13 protein-coding genes are annotated in these 14259 nt (G+C 59.9%); all 13 read left to right on the top strand.

Annotated features, from left to right (window positions below):
• The first annotated feature begins 219 nt into the window (after positions 1 to 219).
• Positions 220 to 759: a hypothetical protein gene (locus tag QZ409_RS00205; protein WP_296706034.1), complete on the top strand. Its 540-nt coding sequence runs from the start codon at positions 220 to 222 to the stop codon at positions 757 to 759.
• Positions 760 to 1026: 267 nt separating this feature from the next.
• Positions 1027 to 1536, top strand: coding sequence for a hypothetical protein (locus tag QZ409_RS00200; protein ID WP_296706033.1), 510 nt, complete (start codon positions 1027 to 1029; stop codon positions 1534 to 1536).
• Positions 1537 to 1547: 11 nt separating this feature from the next.
• Complete coding sequence (locus QZ409_RS00195) at positions 1548 to 2141, top strand: thermonuclease family protein (protein WP_296706032.1); 594 nt, start codon at positions 1548 to 1550, stop codon at positions 2139 to 2141.
• A gap of 392 nt (positions 2142 to 2533) precedes the next feature.
• Entirely contained in the window at positions 2534 to 3007 is a 474-nt protein-coding gene (locus QZ409_RS00190; protein ID WP_296706031.1) for a toprim domain-containing protein, read from the top strand.
• 301 nt (positions 3008 to 3308) lie between these two features.
• Complete coding sequence (locus QZ409_RS00185) at positions 3309 to 3842, top strand: hypothetical protein (RefSeq protein WP_296706030.1); 534 nt, start codon at positions 3309 to 3311, stop codon at positions 3840 to 3842.
• Positions 3843 to 3953: 111 nt separating this feature from the next.
• Positions 3954 to 5561, top strand: coding sequence for an efflux RND transporter periplasmic adaptor subunit (locus QZ409_RS00180; RefSeq protein ID WP_342394817.1), 1608 nt, complete (start codon positions 3954 to 3956; stop codon positions 5559 to 5561).
• Positions 5562 to 5567: 6 nt separating this feature from the next.
• Positions 5568 to 8711 (top strand): efflux RND transporter permease subunit, encoded by a 3144-nt coding sequence (locus tag QZ409_RS00175; protein WP_296706028.1) that lies wholly within the window; start codon positions 5568 to 5570, stop codon positions 8709 to 8711.
• Between the two features lie 18 nt (positions 8712 to 8729).
• Positions 8730 to 9155: a hypothetical protein gene (locus QZ409_RS00170; RefSeq protein WP_296706027.1), complete on the top strand. Its 426-nt coding sequence runs from the start codon at positions 8730 to 8732 to the stop codon at positions 9153 to 9155.
• Positions 9156 to 9980: 825 nt separating this feature from the next.
• The gene (locus tag QZ409_RS00165) at positions 9981 to 11102 is read left to right on the top strand and encodes a phosphatidylserine decarboxylase family protein (RefSeq protein ID WP_296706026.1); all 1122 of its coding nucleotides are present in this window, start codon (positions 9981 to 9983) and stop codon (positions 11100 to 11102) included.
• An 11-nt stretch (positions 11103 to 11113) separates the two neighbouring features.
• Positions 11114 to 11671 carry a hypothetical protein gene (locus QZ409_RS00160; RefSeq protein WP_296706025.1) on the top strand — a complete coding sequence of 186 codons (558 nt, stop codon included), beginning with the start codon at positions 11114 to 11116 and terminating at the stop codon, positions 11669 to 11671.
• A complete protein-coding gene (locus tag QZ409_RS00155; protein WP_296706024.1) occupies positions 11668 to 12057 on the top strand; it encodes a DUF302 domain-containing protein in 390 nt (129 codons plus the stop codon). The genes QZ409_RS00160 and QZ409_RS00155 overlap by 4 nt, the downstream gene beginning before the upstream one ends.
• 190 nt (positions 12058 to 12247) lie before the next feature.
• Positions 12248 to 12703, top strand: coding sequence for a hypothetical protein (locus QZ409_RS00150; RefSeq protein WP_296706023.1), 456 nt, complete (start codon positions 12248 to 12250; stop codon positions 12701 to 12703).
• A 76-nt stretch (positions 12704 to 12779) separates the two neighbouring features.
• Positions 12780 to 14186: a carbohydrate porin gene (locus QZ409_RS00145; protein WP_296706022.1), complete on the top strand. Its 1407-nt coding sequence runs from the start codon at positions 12780 to 12782 to the stop codon at positions 14184 to 14186.
• Positions 14187 to 14259 lie beyond the last annotated feature (73 nt).

The raw sequence follows: 14259 nt of genomic DNA, 5'->3' as shown, positions 1-14259 counted from the left end.
TTTAACCTTCGGAGCCGAAACATGTCCTTCCGCATGACCTTCTTCCCGGACGACCCGAATTTGCGCAAGCGTGCGCGCCGCGCCGCCTCAGGGCGTCAACCACAAAATCCGCTTCCGCGCGCGAAGCCTCGGATTTTCTGTCGGGGCTGCGCGCCTTTGACGCCGGCGTCACCCCCCGCCTCCTCCTTCGCAATGGGTTCGCCCTGGAAGGAGAAAATCATGAGCGTGGTCATTGCTCTCGGCTTCGCGCTGTCGTTTCCAATTGCGACTTTCGCCCAAACCGCTGTTTCTCAGCGTTTGCTGGCCTCTTCCTTCTCTCTTACTCAATCCAATATCCAGTCTCGAATTTGGCGGGATCAGGTTCCTGACCTCCTCAAATTTCAACGCGACTTGCAGGCGCAGGTCAGCCCGTCGATGCCATTGGTCGCCGAGGCCTTTTCGGCGACGTTCACGATCAATGGCCGCCGCATCGTCATTTCGGTTTTGAACGGCAATTGCGGTTCGACGCCGGTGGAAAATATGCGGACTTGCCCGGCGCGCTTGGCCGAGATCGACGGCGATCACGTTCGCATCATCAAGGACTGGCCGATGTTCGCAATATCCTCGGTAAGAGGCGAGCGCGGCTATGACGCCAGCAGCAACGCCCAGACACGTTTCATGACGGTCGCAACCTACGATCCTGCAACGAAGCAACTTTCGTTCGCCGATGTGGTCGATGGCAAAAAGGACGCGAGCGCAAACTCCGTCACAATTCCTTGAGCCGCGAGCACGGAGCGACACCGAATGCGCCTCTCAAATCTTCTCGGTAGCGGCCTTGCGCTTCTCGCACTATCGACGAACGACGCCTGCGCCTACCTTCAATCCGGTTGCGCCAATCAGCAATATTCAGCGTCGCAAGTTTCGCAAGCCATTCAAAATTCGCCAAATGCCAATTCGACCCTCAAATCGAGCTCATGCAATTTCGGCGGCGCGGCGATTGCCGAGTCCGGCGGCAACACCTGCGCGTCCAATGGCAATAATTTCGGCGTGTTGCAGCTGACCAGCTCAAATTTGCCTGCGGGAATGTCGGCAAATCAATATCTGAATCTGCCGTTGCAACAGCAGGTCAACATCTGGGCTCAACAGGTCGGCAATTCCAACACGTCGGGCGGTTATCAGACGCTCGCCAACAACAGCTCGATCGGCGGAACGGCGGTGACGCCGGGGATGATGTCAGCCTGCTTCCAGTTCGGTCCGGGAATTTGCAAAAATGATGTCGCCTACATGCAAGCCAATGGCGGCGCCTGTCCGACCGCAGGCAATGGGGGCTTTCGGGCGACCGGTGCAACGCTCTCGAATGGCACGGCAAACCTCGATGGCAATAACCAAAGCATTTGCTCTTGGGGCCAAGCGATTCAGAGCAAGATCAACCAGGCGGCCGCCACTTGCAGCAACAGCGGCGGCACGAATTGTCCGGATGGAGCGACCACGCCCGGCGGCGCGATTTCGCCATCGCCGAGCAGTGCGCCGCTCTCGCTTCCCGACAACTTCGGATGATCGGCGCCGTCATGCGACCTTTTCGAAACTCGCGCGCTTTTGCACTCGCGATCATCGCTTTCGCCACGATGACGTCGGGCGCCCTACCGCAACAGGCGGCGGGTACAAACGGCAAACTGCCGATATTCGACATTCCGCTGTCCGGCGTCACTTTTGAGACCGGCGACACCTGGCGCCAGGCGGGCGAGACCTTTCGCCTTTACGGGGTGCAGTCCTGCATTCGCGGCACGAGTTTCGCCAATGCGATCGGCGCGAAAGTAGATTGCGGCGAAGCGTCTTTGGCCTATTTCGCCGCGTTGATCCGAGACACGAAGCCGCGCTGCTCGGCCATTGCCCGCTCGGGCGCGCCGCCGCTGATTTATGCAGTCTGCGCCGCCCATATCGGTAAGACGACACTCGACCTCGGTACCATCCTTGTCACTCAAGGCTTTGCCTTCGCGGCGGCGGACGCCAGGGGTCGCCCGGTGAATCTTTCTTATGCGGTCGCCGAAGCCGACGCCAAGGCTCACCGGCGGGGACTTTGGGCGTCGCCTGATCTCCCGCTGCCAAACGCCATACTCGCGCGCGCTGCCGGGAGCGACGCCGCTGCCCCGCCGCGCCCATGAAGGCGACTGCCGCCGAAATCGCGCGGCTACTCGGCGGCAAGCCAGAAGGAAAGGGTTTCCTCTGCCCCTGCCCTGTTCCCACCCATGGCAAGCGACGCGGCGATTTGCGCCCGTCTCTTGGCGTATCGGACGGTCGAGAGGGATTTCTGTTTCATTGTTTCGCGGGGTGCCGGCCGCGCGATATTTTTCGGGCGCTGAACAATCTCGCGCCAGCGTTGGAGACAATCGCGGAGAAACGAGCGTCACTTCCTCGGTCGCCGCAGCCCAGTCGAACAACAAGCGAGCTTGCAAGGAAATTATGGCGTTCGGCTTTGTCCGTCGCCGGAACCCCGGCAGATACGTACCTGCGATCTCGTGGATTTGGCTCGTCGCCTCCCGCGACTATTCGGTATTTGCGGTCCTATCGCTATGATCGCGACCGGCGTTTTCCCTGTCTGATCGCCGCGGTTCAGGCGCCGTCCCGCAGTCTGGTCGCGGTGCAGCTTACCTTTCTCGATCCCTCTGGGCGGTCGAAAGCAAATGTCCCCTCCCCTCGCCGGGTGATCGGCCCGCTGGGCGAAGGCCTGTTACGGACAGCGCCGGCGGCGAGCCATATCGGGCTGGCCGAGGGATTTGAAAGCGCCTGGGGCGCCTCGTTGCTTCATGAGGGACTGCCTGTATGGGCGGTGCTGGGCGCGGAGCGATTTTCCATCGTCACTCTGCCGCCGATCGTATCGCGCGTGACCATATTCGCGGATCACGACGCGGCTGGGCTTGCCGGCGCCTTGGGCTTCTTCGAGAAGCATAACGAACTCGATGTGTCGATTGCTTGGCCGCGCGAGGTTGGCGCGGATTTCGCGCAGTTGTGGGGTGATCTTGGGAGCTGAAAAACCTGGTGCAACGATGAGTTGCATTGAATTCTGGAGCCGAAGTCGGCTTACGCCGCCGTGCGTCGAAATTCACCACTCGTCCCGTATGCTCGGATTTGGCGAAATGCCGCCCGTCATCGATTGGCTGTTATGCGGGGCCAACCTGTCAAAGGCTGAACGGAAAGGATGCGCCCAGCGGAACTCTGTCGCTTAGTCTGGCCGACCTGCGCATTAGGCGGTGAGCAGACCTTCGACCTGTCTGCTTGTCCAGAAAACCATACCTCTTCCCCAATTTCGTCGCTTTTCATGCGCAGAAATCATGTTTACTCCAAGCCTTGGCGAAACGCTCGCTTGGACATGGATCAAGCACCGGCATTGTGGTAAGAAAATTCAGTCAGGAATGAATATGCCGCACCTTCGGTTGGCTCGCTTCACGCTTTGGATCATGGCAGCGCTCGTCGCAGCCATGATGGCGTTCGGCCCGACCGCTGCCGCTGCCCATCCCGGCCATGAGCGTCACGCAGTGAGTTCTGCGTCTCCTATTTCTCCGCCTTTGGTGGAGGACGCGTTCGCAACCGTTTCGGGGACGTCGTTGAAGGCGACGACGAACTCCAGTCTGCTGATTGCTGCGATGTTCGCTTCGCCTGCGGAGCAAGAGCAGAATGAGCATAGCGGCTGCGGCGGCGTTTGCTGTTCCGGTTCTGGTTGCTGCTCTTCTGCTTTCCTGACCCCTCCTGTGCGTATGATTCCGACGCCCGTCGGCTTGGCGGCTCGTCTGCCGATGCCGGAAGGCCGCGAGCCCGACGGCGTCGATCCCATCTCCCTCCTGCGCCCCCCAAGACTTTTCGCCTGAACGCTCGTCGCCGGCGCGCGCCTGCTTTGACAGGTCGCAATGCCGTCCGCTGTTCCGGACAAAGGTCTTATTCCCATGTCTTTCTGCTACGCCGCTCTTACCGCGTCCCTTTTGAGCGCGCTTGCCTTAGCGACGCCGTCGTTCGCCCATGAGGGCCACGATCACGACGCCCTCCCACCCGCCATCGCCCATGTCTCGCCGCGGGCCGAAGCCCAATCGGCGGCTTTCGAACTCGTCGCGATACCAAATGGCGGCGAATTGGAAATCTGGCTCGACCGTTTCGACACGAACGCGCCGGTCGAGGGCGCATCGATTAACATCGAGACGCCGGCCGGCGCGGTAGAGGCGGCGCCAAAGGGCCCCGGCCTTTATAGCGCGCCTGCGCCCTGGGCCGCGAAGCCCGGTCGCATCGACCTGATCTTCACGGTGATGGCCGGAACCGACATGGACGTCCTGTCGACCAGTCTTACCGTTCCCCAGCCCGCGGCTGACGCCAAGGCGATGGCGGGCGGCGCTCCGCCGCCAGTTCTTGGCAAGATTTTCCCCTGGATCGCCGCCGTCGCGCTGCTGATAGGAGGCGCCGCTGTGCCAATTATGCTGCGCAACCGACGTCGGTTCTGGGCGCTGACGTTCGGCCTTGGGCCGATCATCGTGTTTGGCGCCGCCTCGCTTTTTGCCCACGAGGGCCATGATGAGGCCGCCGCCCCAGCGCCTGCCGCCGGCGACCGGCCCGGCGTCACGGCCGACGGCTTGATCTTCGTGCCCAAACCCAGTCAGCGCATTCTGGCGGTCAGGACGCAACTCAGTGAAGCCGGCTCTCATAGCCGATCGATCGAACTGCCGGGCCGGGTGGTTCCCGATCCCAACGCCAGCGGCATCGTCACAGCCGCCACGGCCGGCCGGCTGTCGCCTCCACCAGGGGGATTCCCGCGCCTCGGCCAGAATGTGAAGAAGGGCGAGGTCCTCGCCTATGCCGCCGTGCCCTTCCTCGCCATTGATCAATCCACTCTGCATCAGACGGCGGGCGATCTCGACCAGCAGATCTCCATCATCGAGCGGCGACTTGCGCGTCAGCAAATCTTGATCAAGACGCAGTCTGTCGCTCAGGCGACGTTGGATGATACGCGGCTTGAACTCGAAGGTCTGCGCCAGCGCCGTGCGTCGGTCGACAAGGCGCGGCGGGAGCCGGAACCGCTTGTCACCCCTGTCGACGGGGTGATCGCTTCGGCTAACGCCTCGGCCGGCCAGATCGCAGATCCCAATTCCGTCATCTTCCAGATCGTCGATCCGCGCCGCCTATGGGTAGAGGCCATGGCCTTCGAGGCCAAGGCTTTCAGCGGCGCCGGGTCCGCCCGCACCGCCGAAGGCAAAACCTATGCGCTTGATTATATCGGCTCCGGCCTCGCCGACCGCAGTCAGACGGTACCTGTCGATTTCGCTTTGCATTCCGACGCCGGAGACCTGCGCCTCGGCCAGTTCGTCACCGTCTCGGCCGCGACGACCGAGACGAAAACCGGCATCGCCGTTCCTCGCGCCAGCGTCATACGGCGCAGCAATGGCCAAAGCGTTGTCTTCGAGCATGTGAGGGCCGAACTTTTTGCCGCGCGAGAGGTGCGCGTCGAAGCGCTTGATGCCGACACGATGCTGGTGGTGGCGGGTCTCGATCCGGGCAAGCGGGTGGTCACGCAGGCGGCCTCCCTCATCGATCAGGTGAGGTAAGCGCCAATGTTCACCTTTCTTGTCTCGCACTCCCTGCGCAACCGCCTTTTGGTGCTGGCGCTCGCCGCGGTGCTGCTCGTCTACGGCGCCTTCACCCTGATCCGCCTTCCCGTCGACGTGCTGCCGGATTTGAACCGCCCGACCGTCACCATCATGACCGAGGCCGAGGGACTCGCTCCGCCCGAAGTCGAGCAGCTCGTCACCTTCGTCATCGAAACGCAGATGAATGGCGTGCCCGGCGTCACGCGCGTTCGATCGGTTTCCGGTGTCGGCCTGTCGATTGTCTATGTCGAGTTCGACTGGAAGAGCGAGATTTTTCGCGATCGGCAACAGATCGCCGAGCGCCTCGCTCTCGTTCGCGACCAATTGCCGCCGAACGTGACGCCGCAGATGGGGCCGGTCAATTCGATCATGGGCCAGATCGTCCTCGTCGCCATGACGGCGCCCGAGGGCGTCTCGCCGATGCAGGTGCGCGAAACGGCAGACTTCGTGGTGCGCCCGCGTCTGCTCGCCATTCCTGGCGTCGCCCAGGTCATTCCGATAGGCGGGGAGGTCCGGCAATTCCGCGTCTCCCCCAATTTGGCAGCCATGCGGATGCTCGGGATCACGCTCGACCAGCTCGACAAGGCGCTCGTGCAATTTGGCGTCAACACCGGCGGCGGCTTCTCAGACCAGCATGCGACCGAATATTTGATCCGCAATCTCGCGCGCACGCTTCGGCTCGAAGACCTCTCCGATCTGGTCGTCGCGACGCCGAATGGCAAGCCGGTTCGGCTCAAGCAGGTGGCGGAGGTCTCGTTTTCCGCCAAGCCGAAACGCGGCGACGCCGGCTTTATGGGCAAGCCGGCTGTGATCGTCTCGATCGAGAAGCAGCCGGACATCGACACGATCAAGCTGACGAAGGACATCGAAACCGCGCTCAAAGAGCTTAGCCCTTCGCTGCCGGACGGAATCAGGGCTGACCAAATCCTGTTCCGCCAGGCCAATTTCATTGAAACGTCGGTGAAAAACGTCGAGCACGTGCTGATGGAGGCGGTCGTCGTCGTCGCTATCGTCCTGTTCGCCTTCCTGCTGAATTGGCGTACGACTGCGATCTCTTTGACCGCCATTCCCCTGTCGATCCTGGTCGCCGCCATTGTCTTCCACTGGATGGGGCTGTCGATCAACACCATGACGCTCGGAGGCCTCGCCATCGCCATCGGCGAACTGGTCGATGACGCCGTGGTGGACGTCGAAAATATCTTCCGGCGACTTCGGGAAAACCGGCAAGCCGGCAGTCCGAGGAGCGTCTTCGACGTCATCGTCGCAGCGAGCCAGGAGGTGCGGTCCGGCATCGTCTATGCGACCGCGATCATCGTGCTGGTTTTCGTGCCGCTTTTCGCGCTGTCGGGCATCGAAGGGCGCCTCTTCGCGCCGCTCGGCCAAGCCTACATCATATCAATCCTGGCCAGCCTCATGGTCTCGATCACGGTCACCCCAGTCCTGTCTTTCTATCTTCTGCCCCGCCTGAAGCGGTTCGAAGAGCATGAAGGCTGGCTCGTGCGCAAGCTCAAGGCAGGCTATGCAACCGGGCTCGATCATGCGCTCAATCATGCGCCGATCCTGGTGGCTGTGGCGGCGCTTGGCGTGATCGGGGCGGGCTTGGCGGCATTCAACTTGCCGCGCGCTTTCCTGCCTCCCTTCAATGAAGGCACGCTGACGATCAACGCCACCTTTGCGCCGGGCATATCCCTGGCGGAATCCAATCGCGTTGGCCTGATCGCTGAGCAATTGCTGTTGCAGATTCCCGAGGTCAAATCGGTCGGGCGGCGCACCGGCCGCGCCGAACTCGACGAACATGCCGAGGGCGTCCATTCCTCGGAGATCGAGGTCGATCTGGAGTCGTCGAAGCGGGACAGAGCCTTGGTCCTCGCGGATATACGCGAAAAGCTCGGCGTACTGCCGGTAGCTGTCAACATCGGGCAGCCGATATCGCATCGCCTTGACCACATGTTGTCAGGCGTGCGGGCGCAGATCGCATTAAAAATCTTTGGCGACGATCTCGACTCACTCACGCGCATTGCCGACGATCTCCGCCAAAAACTCGCCCCCATTTCTGGCCTCGTCGATCTCCAGGTCGAGCGGCAGGTGCGCGTGCCGCAGCTTGAGATCGCGGTCGATTACCAGCGGGCGGCGCTTTACGGCGTGCAGCCCGCCGCCATCGTCGATCAGCTGCAACGCCTGTCGAACGGCAAGCTCGTGTCGCGGGTTGTCGATGGGGTGCGCCGTTTCGATATCGTCGAGCGGCTTGACGACCGCCTGCGCACGACTCAGTCGCTCGGCGACCTGTTGATCGAGACGCCCTATGGCTGGGTTCCGGCGCGCCAGATCGCCGATGTGCGCGAGACCGACGGGCCGAACCAGATCCAGCGCGAGAACGGCAAGAGGCGCATCGTCGTCTTCGCCAATGCCGCGCCTGGCGCCGACATGGGCCGCAGCATAGCCGATATCAGAGGTAAGCTGGCGGAAGCGAAACTGCCGCAAGGCTATTTCGCGAGCCTGGAAGGGACCTTCCAAGCTCAGGAAGAGGCGAGCAGAGACATCGGGCTGCTGTCCCTGATTTCGCTCGGCCTCGTCTTCGCGCTGCTCTATTCACGGTACCGCTCGGCGACCTTCGCCGCGATCATCATGGGTGGGGCTCCTCTCGCCCTGATTGGCAGCGTCGCGGCTCTCGCCATCGCCGGCCAGCCACTGTCGGTCGCGTCGATGATCGGCTTCATCACGCTAACTGGCATCGCTTCGCGCAACGGAATCCTAAAGATCAGCCACATGCTGAATCTCGGATTGCATGAGGGCGTCGCATTTGGCCGGGAGTTGGCGATCCGGGGTTCGCTGGAGCGCATGACGCCGGTGCTCATGACCGCTCTATCCGCAGGCGTGGCTCTCGCCCCCCTGATGTTCGACGCACAGGCGCCGGGCAAGGAAATCCTGCATCCGGTCGCCATAACGATATTTGGCGGCCTTGTCAGCGCCACTGCGCTCGACGCCTTCGTGACTCCGGCCCTCGTGCTGCTTTTCGGGCGCAAGTCCTTTGAGCGGCTTGTCAACGACAATCAAAACAAAGCATCCGACCAACCCACTACGGGCATTCTCGAACCCTCAACCTTTTAGCTAAACAGGAGAATTCGCATGAAACTCAGGACTTTCGTTATTTCCGCTGTCCTATTCTCTGCGCCTTCGTTGGCCTTCGCCCATGCGGCCAAGATCGGCGAGCATGGCGGCCAGCAAACCGACGCAAGCGTCTTCCATGTCGAGGTCGTCGCCAAGGACACGAAGCTCGAAGTCTATCTCCACGATCATTCGACCAGGGCGGTCCCCTCTGCCGGCTTGAAGGGTGTCGCCATCTTCAAAGCGGTCGACGGAAAGCCCGTGCGCATTCCGCTGGAATCCGCCGGAGACAACGAACTGACAGGCGTTTCTCCGTCGCCGCTTCCGGCACAGCTGGAAGGCGCTGTGCAGATCACGACCCTGACGGGCAGCGTCGTGCAGGGCAAGTTTGTGGCGCATGACCACGACGATCACGAACACGAAGCCGAACATGTCCACGTGCATTAATCGGGGCTGACGCCCCATCAGCAATGGGAGGTTCCAATGTTACGCCCAGCTTTTGGCGTCTTGATCGTCGTCGTTGGCGCCGTTCTCTCGGCGCCTTCCGCCGGCGCGATAATCTCATGCAAGGGGGGATTCGTCGACTCAGGCGGTCATCGATCGCGGCAGGAGCATGTTATCGATTGTCAAAAGACACGCTACCGATGTCAGCAAGATATTGGCCTCACGCCACGCTCTCCTTCTGCGGCGACGTATTGCCGGATCTCATATGATCAATGCATGAATCGGTGGAAGGGTGTCCCGTTCAGAGTCCGACCCAGCGACCTGCCATTCCCAGAGCGCGTTGACATTGAGCGCGTCCCGATGAGCGCGCTGACGAGGGACAGCACGGACACGAACTCTTGCGGCCTGGCTCATAGCGGGTGGTGACGCGGCTAAGGTGCCTCACTTTCAGAAAGAAGCGTTCCATCAGGTTGCGCTCGCAGTAGAGAGCGTAATCGCACGCGACCCACGGCGACGTTTTTCTCGGAGGAATCATGGCGACGGCGTCTTGCTTGGCGATGGCGTCCCGGAAAAACGCTAAGCCTTTTTGGGCGCGAGTAGAAGGCTCACTTCGGCAAAAGAGGCACCATCCACCTTCGGGCATTTGGAAGAAACACAAGTGTTCAACTCCAAACAGTCAACAGCGAGAATTCGATGACTGGTAATCATTGGGCGAGAAAGTCGACGTTTCGCATCGGCCATTGGCTCCCGGCGGAGCCGGAAGCCCTACAGGCCTGGCTCCACGACTTCAAGATGCGGGCGGACGCGCGGGGAGCGAGTCGCCATCCGGTGATCGAGGAATTCGCCGACCTGATCGACGACGATCCGATCGTGCGCATGTATTTCACCAGCATGATCGGCCAGGTCCCCAGGACCAGCAAATTCCGGGTGCGTCATTTGGACTCCGTCGAGCAAATGCTGAGTCTGATGAATGCTGTCCTCACCTACGTGCCGGAATTCGAGGATTCGGCCTATGTCGGCTGTCCGCTTGATGCGATCCTCGACTGGTGCATGGGAACGCCCGCGGGCTTCGCCGCCTTCCGCCACCCCACAGTCAACGCCATGGTCAGGAAAATCATTTCGGTTTGGTGCGAGTACTTGACCAGTGAGGCCTCCCTCCACGTAATCAATGACTCGCCCCAAGGCTGGAAGTCCGAGGCGGCGCAGGCGCGCATCGGCATGGCGCAATTTGAGCACGATCCGAACGATCCGCACTGGGGCTTCCGGTCGTGGAACGATTTCTTTACTCGCCGCTTCAGGTCCGGCGTGCGCCCGGTGGCTGCGCCGGACGATGGCAAGGTGACCGTCGTTCCCTGCGAGTCCCGGCCCTATCGCATAGCCAGGAACGTGAAACGCCAGGACGATTTCTGGATCAAGGGCCAGCCCTATTCGCTGACTGACATGCTTGCGGGCGATCCCACCGTCGACGACTTCGTGGGCGGCGTGGTCTACCAGGCCTTCCTGAGCGCCTTCAATTATCACCGCTGGCACAGCCCGGTGAGCGGAACAATTTTGAGAACGCGAACGGTTGAAGGCACCTATTTCTCGGAAGCCGAGAGCGAGGGCGAGGATCCGATCGGCCCCAACCGTTCTCAGGCCTATCTCGCGCACGTCGCCGCACGGGCGATCATCCACATCATGGCCGACGATCCATCCATCGGTCATATGGTGGTCATGCCGATCGGCATGGGCGAGATTTCCTCCTGCGTTATCGATCAAAGCGTCAAAGCCGGGGCCCGTGTGGCCAAGGGAGATGAACTCGGCTACTTCCAGTACGGCGGTTCGACCGTATGCTGTCTCTTCCGTCCCGGCGCCATAGACGCCTTCGCCTTGGGTGCGATCCCCGAGCTGGACCAAGCCCATCCACCTCTGCTGCGAGTTAATTCCTTTTTGGCGAGAGCCGCAGATTGATGGGACCTCCGATGAATCCTACGATGCGCATAAAAAGTCCATTCGCATGGTCGATGAAGAGCGTCTACCAGACCTGCGGACTCGTTGCAGGGCTGATCCTTGTCGTAACGTCGCCGGGGTCTGCGAATGATCTCAATCGACAGATCAAGCTCTTGTCGGTCGTGTACCTCGGGCAGCAAACCACGAACATGTGCGCAATCGATCGCCCGAGTTTCCTGGAGGAAACGAGCGGACCGCTCGGGCCGATGAGCGTTTACGCCCAACACATCAAAGAAGAGGTCATGGCTGGCCTTCGGCCAGAGGAAATTACGCCCGTTTTAGTTCAAGCCGCCGATTTCGCGCGGTCCCAAGCACGGGCGAAGCTGAGCGAGTTTTCAATCGTCCCCGGCATGATCGACAAGCAGCGCCTTCGCAATTGGTGCGAAACGGTCGCGAAGCCATACGCACTAAAGATTATGACGATGCACGATCATCAGCATGATCTTTTCCGTTGCGATATTACCGACGGGCAAGAACGGAGCCTCAATTGGAACGCTTGCCCTCTCGATACGAAAGGAAATCAACGATGACATACTACATCAACAAAGTCATTTCCGGTTCCAGTTTCGACCAAATCGTGGCCAAAGCAGTGGAGGCTCTCAAGCTTGAAGGCTTCGGCATCCTTACGGAAATCGACGTCAAAGCGACGATGAAACAGAAGTTAGGGGCGGAGTTCCGCGATTATCGAATCCTGGGTGCGTGCAATCCCTCTTTGGCCCATCAGGCCCTGACCGTAGAGGACAAGATCGGCACGATGCTGCCGTGCAATGTGATTGTGCAGGATCTGGGTGGCGGTGAAATCGAGGTCGCGGCCATAAATCCGCAAGTTGGAATGGAGCGCGTGGGCAATCCGGCGCTTGCTGAAATTGCCCGGAAAGTGACCGATAAATTGCGCAATGTCATCGCTAATATTTGAGGACGGCGCATATGAAAAGCTCCCCTCGCTCGACAACGTCCGGAGGTCCTCCCATGAGTCCAGACACCAAAGGGGTCGTCGACTCCCATAACCACCAGGGGGCCATCACGGCCACGTGCACCGTCATGAACATCCCGCATCTGTCGATCCTTCGCAGGGCGCGCAAACAACGCGGGATCCCGTCTGCGGCATGGAAATGAACCCAGAGACCGCCAAAAACCAGGCCGTTCACGCGGGACAGTCTTATTTTTCTGCTCAGACGGATGCCGCAGCAAGTTCGTCGCCGATCCGGCGTGCTACGCAGCCTGAGGCGGCGCGGGCTCCTGCCGCGCTCGCGGGAACGATTTACACCCGCCCGATCTGCGGCACGACTCTTGATCCCGTACTGGTCACGGCCGAATCTGAACCGAGTAAGGGACTCGTCGATATGATAACACGGTTCTGGATCGGCCTTGTCGTCGCGTTGCCGGTGGTCACGTTCGAAATGCGCGGTCAACTCGCCGGTCTCGACCACCTCATTGGGCAGGGAACCCCAAACTGGGCGCATGTCGGCCCGGGCCGCCGCCCCGCTGGTCGCGCCGAGCATTCGCGCCACCCTGTGGCCATCTGTAGGATATTACGTCTTATCGCCTTCAAATCCGTGTGATATCGGAAGGTAGCAACAGTAGTCCGTCTTGAGGAAATTGATTGGATGGGAATGCTGTAAAGTGAGGAGTGGCAGCTTGCGGCTTGCGATCCATCTTGCGGTAATACTTGTGCTGACGAGCGGCTTAGCTCATGCACAACAAGTTCAGGCTACGCAGACCACGTCAGGGGTGTCCGCGGAGGCATCGACAAGTGGACAACCTTCTGTATCCTCAAGCATTACGGCGCTTGCTGAGTTCAAGAAGGCGCTGTTTGATCTCGGCTACAATTTGCAAGTGAATTACACAGGCGAGGTATTTGGCAACCCTACAGGTGGCGTCAAACGGCGAGGGATTTACGATCAACTCATCGAGACGGCTCTCGATGGCGATCTCAATAAAATTGTCGGGCTTAACGGCGCTTCATTCCATATTAACTCCTATATAATCAATGGCTTGGGTCTCTCTACTTGTTGCATTTTCAACGTTTTGACCGTCAGTTCCATCGAGGCGCGAACAACCACGCGGCTGTATGAAGCGTGGTTTGAACAAAAGTTTTTTAGGGACCTGGCATCGATACGTATCGGTCAATTAGGCGCGGACACTGAATTTTTCATCAGCGATTTCGGCGCTTTATATATCAACGCGACGTTCGGATGGCCGAATATATTGGCGGCGGACTTGCCAAGCACGGGACCCAACTATCCCCTGGCGGCGCCTGCAGTGCGGCTGAAAGTGACCCCGAACGATCAAATCACTTTCCTTGCCGCCATCTTCAATGGCGATACTTCGGGGGCTAGATTCAGGGGATCGCAGGAAATCTTGGACCCGGCCGGGATCAATTTCCGTCTTGGGGATCCACCCTTTATAATTGCGGAAGCGCAGTACAAATATAATCAGACAAAAGATTCGCCAAATCTTGCTGGAACTATCAGATTCGGCGGCTGGCGCCAAGTTGGTAAAATATTCCTCGATCAGCGTTACGACAATAATGGCTTTTCACTCGCCGATCCGTCGAGCAACGGTGTGCCGATGCGACATTTCGGCGATTACGGCATTTACGGCATCGTAGATCAGATGATTTGGCGTCTTCCAGGAGACGATCCAAAAAAGGGTATCGGGGCTTTTGCACGTGTTTCGGCAAGTCCATCGGACAGAAATGTAGCGAATTTCTATGCCGAAGGCGGCGTCAACTTCATCGGTCTTTGGAACAGGAGGCCGGACGATACGTTCGGTCTAGCGGTCGCTTATTCGCCGATTTCGCCTTCGCTGAGAGCGCTCGACGCAGACGCAAGTTTTTTTACCAATACCGCTCTACCAATCCGCGACTATGAAATGGCGCTTGAGTTGACCTATCAGGTAGCGCTCGTTCCCGGCTGGAATCTTCAGCCTGATTTCCAATATATTTTTCATCCCAACTATGGCGCCATCGATCCTACAAACCCGGCCGTAGGTCGTATCCGTGATGCCGCAGTTTTCGGGTTACGCACTGCTGTTAAATTTTAGAGCGCCGATGAAATCGTCGGCAGTGCCCACGGCAGAAGGCGGGGTCTGAGACGGCGGTTGAGCAAGCTCTCAT

The organism is Rhodoblastus sp., assembly GCF_019449565.1.
GTDB lineage: Bacteria > Pseudomonadota > Alphaproteobacteria > Rhizobiales > Beijerinckiaceae > Rhodoblastus.
Note: the sequence above shows the minus strand (reverse complement) of the source record. Positions and strands in the feature narration are given on the sequence as shown.